The following is a 6662-nucleotide window of genomic DNA, read 5'->3' as shown; positions in this document are numbered from 1 at the left end:
TGTCAATAAGTAGCAGGAGGCTACTATGATTAAATTTGGTCTCCCTTGTGATGGGTGGTTAGATCTACACATAGCTCTGAATGCAAATTGGGCTACCTTCTCAATTTCTGATGTTGGACCTAATTCCGTACTCCAGTTTTTGGGCGTTTTAAGTTGGCTCGAGGACCCGCAAAAAACATACATTGTTCATTGCAACCTAGAGCCAGCGTTGTTGACTTTAAATTTCGAGGTTTACAACGATTGTGTAATCGTAGATGCGGAGCTAGAGGCATCGAAGATAGGTCAAGCCTCTATGAGCGTTAGTGATTTTAACGCAATGTATGGCAGGGAAATTAGAGCGCTGTTGCCATATTGCAAAGGAAATGCATGGACTTGCGAAGTTAACACCTAACAAACTGTTCAAGAGGGATTCACAACGCGTGGCATTTTTATTATGCGTTGATTTTAGTGTTTAAGGTGGTATGCGTGAGCTTCGGTATTGCGTTGCTCACCCCTTAACAGGGCGTTATGTGCCAGCCCTCTTGGCAGTGGTGCCGAAAAACTCGCTGTTGAAGTATTACACGAAGACATGACAAACTTTGGTTATAGGGACGCTTGTCCAATAGGGTATTGCGATGAAATTCTTAGTTAAAATTCTATTGCTTGCTTTTTCATCAGCAATTGTTTCTGCTTGTTCTGCCGATAGAGTGGCTATTGTGAGCGATTCTAATGTGCGAGTTTATAGTACGGAAAAAGACGCAGCTCGCCAGATCTCAAAGAATATGTCTCCTTCTAGCCCTAAAGCCGTACTAAAAAAAGGTGCAAAGATTGAAGTAATCAACGATACATATGGTAAAGATTATTGGGCATGTGAAGTCAGGTATTCGAATCAAGAAATAGGTTGGGTCTTGTGTACTTTCTTAACCTTTCAGAGTAATGCCTAAGGCACATAACAAGACGTTTAAGGCAGATTCCCAACGCTTAGCGCTTTGCATTCTATGTTGGGTTGAGTGTTTACGGTATATAGGTTTAGGTTAGGTGGTTAGCGTTGCTCACTACTTAACGCGGCGTTAGCAATCTTAGGAGGGACGGTGTGCAACATTTTAAGGGGTGCAAGTTAGTTGTTAAGTGTAACGACCAAATTATCACCTATAAAAGAGATAATATTTCTTCCATCTCATATCCGAATTACTGGGATTTACCTGGTGGCGGTCGTGAAGGGAACGAAACTCCAGAGGATTGTGCACTCAGAGAGCTCAAAGAAGAATTCGGGGTCGAACTGTGCCCATCGCGTATTCATTACAAGCAAAAAGTAGATAGTCATACAGGTTTTGGTTATGCGTATTTTCTTGCTGTGACGATAACCGAAAGTGAGTTACGTGAAATTCAGTTTGGCGATGAGGGGCAATATTGGCAGCTTATGGACATAGAAGCGTACTTAGCCCTCCCAGACGCTGTGCCATCTAACCAGCAAAGATTGAGAGGCTATCTCAACCTCTGAGTTCTTATTGCTAACAAGGCGTTCAAGACGGATTCACAACGCTTGGCGATTTCAGTTCAAGTCAGGTTCAATGTTTAAGGTGCAATTTTTAGGTTTGGTGGTTGGCGTTGCTCACCACTTAACGCGGCGTTAGTTTTCTTTTGGAGTTTGCAGTGATATATATTCCTGATTATTGGTTAGATTTTATATCCAAGAACAATTTGAGCAATAAGTCATTTGAGATCCCAGATGATTTTGATTTGTCTGGGTTAGGTGCTGATTTTAAGGTCTTTGCTCGCTCGGAGATTGAAGATGAAACTAGCCACTATTATCCGGGTATTAACGTCGTTAAATCTGGGTACATAGCTGTCGCTTGCTGTTTGTGTGGCTCTGGTGATCCATACTTTATCAATGTGAATGATGGTGAAAATGGGAAGCTTTATCGAGTTTATCACGACGATAATTCTATCGATATTGTTGTAAATAATTACAAGGATATCTTGAAGTTTGCTGAACCGGAAAACTAACAATCTGTTTAAGAGTGATTCGCAACGCGTGGCATTTTTGCCATGCGTTGGTTTTAGTGATTAAGGTGGTATGCGGCGGCGTCGGTATTGCGTTGCTCACACCTTAACAGGGCGTTAGCATTCTCAGGAGGAGTAATGGAGTTAGTCAAAGCATCTACAGATGAGCATTGGAATATTGCCTCCAATTTCTTAGCTCAAACGGTAGAGCGTTGTAATGAGAAAGGGCTACCCTTGTGGACTCACCAACAAGTGTCAGTGAAGGCATTAAAAAGCCACTATGCTATTGAAAACTTATACCTGTTGAAATCTGAGCAGCACACTATAGGGTGCGTGTTTATTAGCTTTGATGTCGACGATTTTTGGACAGACACGGATACAAAGGGAACTCTGTTTTTCCACAAGTTTGCGATTGGCAATGCATTCAACTCCAAAGGTTTTGGCTTGCAAGCATTAACCGCAATACGTTTATTGGCTGAAGAGCGCGGATGTCTTTGGGTTCGTTGCGACTGTCATGGTGACAGAGAGCGCTTAAGGGCGTTTTACGAACGTGGTGGGTTCGAGTTTGTAGACAGACAAGAAATGTTGGGTTTCGATGTTGCTCGGTACCAAATGCTAACAAGGCGTTCAAGGCGGATTCACAACGCTTAGCGATTTCAGGTTAAGTTAGCTTAAGTGTTTATGGCACAATGAGTTAGGTTCGGTGGTCTGCGTTGCTCACCACTTAACGCGGCGTTAGGCTTACAAGGAGTTTTCAAATGAGGATGCCAGTTTTACAACCCATTCCAATTCGCACGAAAAAGGTTCCTAGCTTGATTTGTCGAATCTATATATGGATCTTTTCAATTCGAAAGTGGCGGGTGAAAGAGGAATGGAGTTATAAGCTCCCAGACGGCAAAATCATTGTCATTCCTGCTGGCTTCGAGTTTGATGGTGCATCGATTCCACGTCCTCTCTGGATGTTACTTTCTCCTACTGGTTTGCTACTCATTCCTGGATTAATTCATGACTATGCCTATCGTTATGACAAGTTGGTATACAGGGACGAAGAAGGCAGTCTAATTGACTATCAAAAAGGTGCTGGTAAAGCGCATTGGGACAAACTGTTCCGCGATGTAGGCATTCAAGTTAACGGTATTGCTTTCATTGATGTACTTGCTTGGTTAGCTTTACTAGTGGGTGGCTGGTTTACATGGTGGAAGCATCGTAGAAACGATGAGAAGTAAGCCTAACAATAAATTTAAGCAGATTCGTAACGCTTGGCATTTTTGGTTTGAATCGGCTTAAGTGTTTACGGCACAATGGTTTAGGTGGGTGGTAGCGTTACTCACTACTTAATTTGGCGTTAGGCATAAGGAGAAAGCTGTTGAATTTTAAAGACACGTTTATATCTGAAAGTAAGCCATACAAAGGGCGTTCGAAACGCGATAAATTTCTTTCTCGTGTTTTTGGTATATTCAATGAAGATATCATCAGAATCTGGTGTGAGAATGAAAAATCACCTTTTACTAACCTTGGTCGTCCAACGATTTATGATAATGATGGTAAGCATTACACTTTAGATTTTTTACTCAAGGATAAAAACGGTCGAGTTTTTGTTGCTGAGATGAAGTGTGAAATTGAATATCAAAAGTACAAATATTTAGAACTGGTTTCACCAACACAGTTGGTACACCATAGTAAGAAACGAGCTTTTTCTTTGTTCCTTGAACTGTCTAATGAATCACAAAAGTACTTAGTTAGGTGTAACGCTAGCGACGAATTCTCAGAAATAACAGGAACAGCCTTGGTTTGGGGTAAAGTATCTGCTGAAGGTCACTCTTCTGTACAGAAGCAACATAATATTTCTCACATTATATCTCTAGAGTCAGTAATTAATGACTTACAAAACTGGAGTGATGAGAGTTTCTTTGAATTTGTTCATGAGTATCGAGGTTGGAGTGAAGAGTTGTTCAGTGGGTTGCTTGGAAAATATGCCTAACAAAGCGTTTAAGACGGATTCACAACGCTTGGCGTTTTTGGGTTGAATCAGCTTTAGTGTTTACAGCACAATGGGTTAGGTTTAGTGGTCGTGTTGTTCACCACTTAACGCGGCGTTAGCACTCTTAATATCTACATGGGGGCAGTTAATGATAAGAAGACTATACTCTGAGCTTACCAGAGAGGCCCGAAATGGTTTTTACTTCTTGCACGAATTGAAAATAGAAACTTTAATCGTTAAATGGCTTTTTATTTGGTTAAAAGTATTTTTGGCCGTATTTTTACTTGGCGCTGTATGCTTAATATTCCCTCACGATAAACTATTTATATCTATTGAAGAAATGATGCAGGTGACGATTGGAATAATCTTCTTACATCTAAACTTCGTACTGTATGGATTCGCCATATCAACAGCCAAAATTCCAGTTGTTGGTCGAATATCTTTCTTTGTTGCTCAGTTAGGTTTGGTTATTGGGTTTACCATATTATCGGCAATGTTTGGGGTTACTCTAGGATTGGTTGTGCCTATGTATGTATATGGTCAATATGAACTCCTCAATCCAACATACAACCTTATGATTTTTTTCCTTAACTCGTGTGGTTATTATTTACTAGCTCAAGTATTAGAACGTTGGGAAATGATCCGTAGCATCATTGGTGAAGAGTTTTATGATGAGAATGAAGGAAAATATACTGCTATCAGAATTGTAGCGGGCTTAATGTTATTTATAATTGGCGTATTTAATCTATATGAATACTTGGTTGTGCAGTAAATCATAGTGCTAACAAAGCGTTTAAGGCGGATTCACAACGCTTGGCGACTTCAGTTCAAGTTAGCTTAAGTGTTTAAGGTACAATGGTTTAGGTTTGGTGGTTGGCGTTGTTCACCACTTAACGCGGCGTTAAACGTCTCGAGAGGAATCAACAGTGGTTATAGTCCCATTTCTAGAAATAGACGGTATCAGTTTGGATACCTCCAGTCGTGCTGTAATGGAAATTAAGGGGCCCCCCAATTCCATTAAGACTAACTCACTTGGATTAACTGAAATTGATTTTGGTTCATGTGTTTATCGTTTTGATAAAGAGGACAGATTATATGAAGTTACTCTGAATACGCCGTCGATAAAACTTGCAGGGGTTTCTGTGACCTTCGAGCAATTAGGGAAATATGTAAAACAAACAGATAATAATTGGTTTGATAAATATGGGTTTATTGTTAGCCCAAAGTTTGGGGTTGCGTTTGATCCTGAGCATAGCCCTTTCCTGACAGTTCTCACAAAGTTGGGGCTACAAGGGTGGAAAGGCGTTTAACAAACTGCTCAAGAGGGATTCGCAACGCGTGGCATTTTTACCATGCGTTGATTTTAGTGATTAAGGTGGTTTGCGGCGGCTTTTGTATTGCGTTGCTCACCCCTTAGCAGGGCGTTATGCATATCTTAAAAATTGGCGAGTAATAGGGGGAAATAATAAAAATGAAGGCTACAAATATATTCATTGGTATCGGTTTGGTCATAGTAACTCTGGGGTTCACTACGTTCGGATATAAAATGTATAAAGGTAGTGACTATACAGCGTATCTTATCGATGTCCATAATGTAAAAAACGCATTAGTTGATACTAAAGCTATATCCAATGAAAAGGTTTCCGTCGAGTACTTCAAATCTAGGAAAAATCTATTGGTGAACTTAAATAACTATGTAGGCAATAAGCATACGGTGTGCGTTGGAAAAATAGATGAGTTACTGAGCGGTGATGTCGTTGGTGTATTAATACAAAACATCAATTTGTTCGAGCAGGTGAGGAAGATTGATACAGCAATTGTTGAACATGATAATGAAGTGGCAAATCATGATGACTCTGATGGTACTAAAGGACATATACAAGGTTTACATTACTCTGAAAAAATCAAAAAGTTAGATACTGGGGAAAGTCTCGTATATGTGAATGACATCAGAGCTTGTAGCGCCATGATTAAAGGTTTTTTCAGTAAATCATAGGGATATGCATAACAAAGCATTTAAGAGTGATTCGCAACGCTTGGCGCTTTCGCTTCGCTCAAGTATAGCCAAGCGCTGCTCACACCTTAATGCGGCGTTAGTTTTGCAAAGGTAGATTATGGATCAATACGAAGAAAAAGCGCTTAAAGATATAGAACAGTATGGATGTCATATTCTCCATGTCATGGAAGAGGATGAGTACCCAGGATTCTCTTATTCAATTGGTATAGAAAAAACAAGCAGTCAACCAGAGATAATAATCACCGGTTTAAATCAAGAAGTAGCGCATTGGATAGTAAACGAGTACAACAATAGAGTTAAAGCTGGTGAGATATTTAAACCAGATGAATACTATTCAGGCTTCCTTGAAGGGTTTGATATAACTTTCAAAGAAGTAAGTCCAGAATACTACGCTGAATACTTTGGCTGGGCCAACTGGCTATACAAGGGCAAAAACTTCAAAGTCCTTCAGTTCATCTATCCGGATACTTCTGGTGTTTGGCCTTGGGATCCTGAAGCATCAACAGATTTTAAATGGTTTTTGCCTAAGCTATATGCAAACTAACAAGGCGTTTAAGGCGGATTCACAACGCTTGGTTGTTTCAGTTCCAGTCAGGTTTAGTGTTTAAGGCACAATGGGTTAGGTTTGGTGGTTTGCGTTGTTCACCACTTAACGCGGCGTTATAAGCCATGGAGGGATAT

The 6662-nt window shown here is 40.3% G+C and carries 10 protein-coding genes; all 10 read left to right on the top strand.

Annotated features, from left to right (window positions below; all coding sequences use genetic code 11):
* The first annotated feature begins 614 nt into the window (after window positions 1-614).
* The 10 genes from RH45_RS22375 to RH45_RS22330 all read left to right on the top strand — a co-directional run bounded on the left by RH45_RS22375 (window position 615) and on the right by RH45_RS22330 (window position 6525).
* Window positions 615-923 carry an SH3 domain-containing protein gene (locus RH45_RS22375; RefSeq protein ID WP_008081786.1) on the top strand — a complete coding sequence of 103 codons (309 nt, stop codon included), beginning with the start codon at window positions 615-617 and terminating at the stop codon, window positions 921-923.
* 149 nt (window positions 924-1072) lie between these two features.
* Complete coding sequence (locus RH45_RS22370; protein WP_008081785.1) at window positions 1073-1480, top strand: NUDIX hydrolase; 408 nt, start codon at window positions 1073-1075, stop codon at window positions 1478-1480.
* 152 nt (window positions 1481-1632) lie between these two features.
* Entirely contained in the window at window positions 1633-1986 is a 354-nt protein-coding gene (locus tag RH45_RS22365) for a hypothetical protein (protein WP_008081784.1), read from the top strand.
* A 135-nt stretch (window positions 1987-2121) separates the two neighbouring features.
* Window positions 2122-2634, top strand: coding sequence for a GNAT family N-acetyltransferase (locus RH45_RS22360; RefSeq protein ID WP_008081783.1), 513 nt, complete (start codon window positions 2122-2124; stop codon window positions 2632-2634).
* 107 nt (window positions 2635-2741) lie between these two features.
* Window positions 2742-3209, top strand: coding sequence for a DUF1353 domain-containing protein (locus tag RH45_RS22355; RefSeq protein WP_071986214.1), 468 nt, complete (start codon window positions 2742-2744; stop codon window positions 3207-3209).
* Between the two features lie 140 nt (window positions 3210-3349).
* Window positions 3350-3964: a hypothetical protein gene (locus RH45_RS22350; RefSeq protein WP_008081781.1), complete on the top strand. Its 615-nt coding sequence runs from the start codon at window positions 3350-3352 to the stop codon at window positions 3962-3964.
* 148 nt (window positions 3965-4112) lie between these two features.
* The gene (locus RH45_RS22345) at window positions 4113-4736 is read left to right on the top strand and encodes a hypothetical protein (RefSeq protein WP_008081780.1); all 624 of its coding nucleotides are present in this window, start codon (window positions 4113-4115) and stop codon (window positions 4734-4736) included.
* Window positions 4737-4890: 154 nt separating this feature from the next.
* Entirely contained in the window at window positions 4891-5274 is a 384-nt protein-coding gene (locus tag RH45_RS22340) for a hypothetical protein (protein WP_008081779.1), read from the top strand.
* Between the two features lie 236 nt (window positions 5275-5510).
* The gene (locus tag RH45_RS22335) at window positions 5511-5960 is read left to right on the top strand and encodes a hypothetical protein (protein WP_138956426.1); all 450 of its coding nucleotides are present in this window, start codon (window positions 5511-5513) and stop codon (window positions 5958-5960) included.
* A gap of 118 nt (window positions 5961-6078) precedes the next feature.
* Window positions 6079-6525 carry a DUF4262 domain-containing protein gene (locus RH45_RS22330; protein ID WP_008081776.1) on the top strand — a complete coding sequence of 149 codons (447 nt, stop codon included), beginning with the start codon at window positions 6079-6081 and terminating at the stop codon, window positions 6523-6525.
* Window positions 6526-6662: the final 137 nt, after the last annotated feature.

The sequence above is a fragment of the Vibrio sinaloensis DSM 21326 genome, from assembly GCF_000189275.1.
Classification (GTDB): domain Bacteria; phylum Pseudomonadota; class Gammaproteobacteria; order Enterobacterales; family Vibrionaceae; genus Vibrio; species Vibrio sinaloensis.
This window is presented reverse-complemented; position numbering and strand designations above follow the sequence as displayed.

Excerpts from the sequence above, each read along its gene's own strand:
- RH45_RS22375 (WP_008081786.1), top strand. The coding sequence starts at position 615 with ATGAAATTCTTAGTTAAAATTCTATTGCTTGCTTTTTCATCAGCAATT.
- RH45_RS22360 (WP_008081783.1), top strand. The coding sequence starts at position 2,122 with ATGGAGTTAGTCAAAGCATCTACAGATGAGCATTGGAATATTGCCTCC.
- RH45_RS22355 (WP_071986214.1), top strand. The coding sequence starts at position 2,742 with ATGAGGATGCCAGTTTTACAACCCATTCCAATTCGCACGAAAAAGGTT.
- RH45_RS22345 (WP_008081780.1), top strand. The coding sequence starts at position 4,113 with ATGATAAGAAGACTATACTCTGAGCTTACCAGAGAGGCCCGAAATGGT.
- RH45_RS22335 (WP_138956426.1), top strand. The coding sequence starts at position 5,511 with ATGTATAAAGGTAGTGACTATACAGCGTATCTTATCGATGTCCATAAT.
- RH45_RS22330 (WP_008081776.1), top strand. The coding sequence starts at position 6,079 with ATGGATCAATACGAAGAAAAAGCGCTTAAAGATATAGAACAGTATGGA.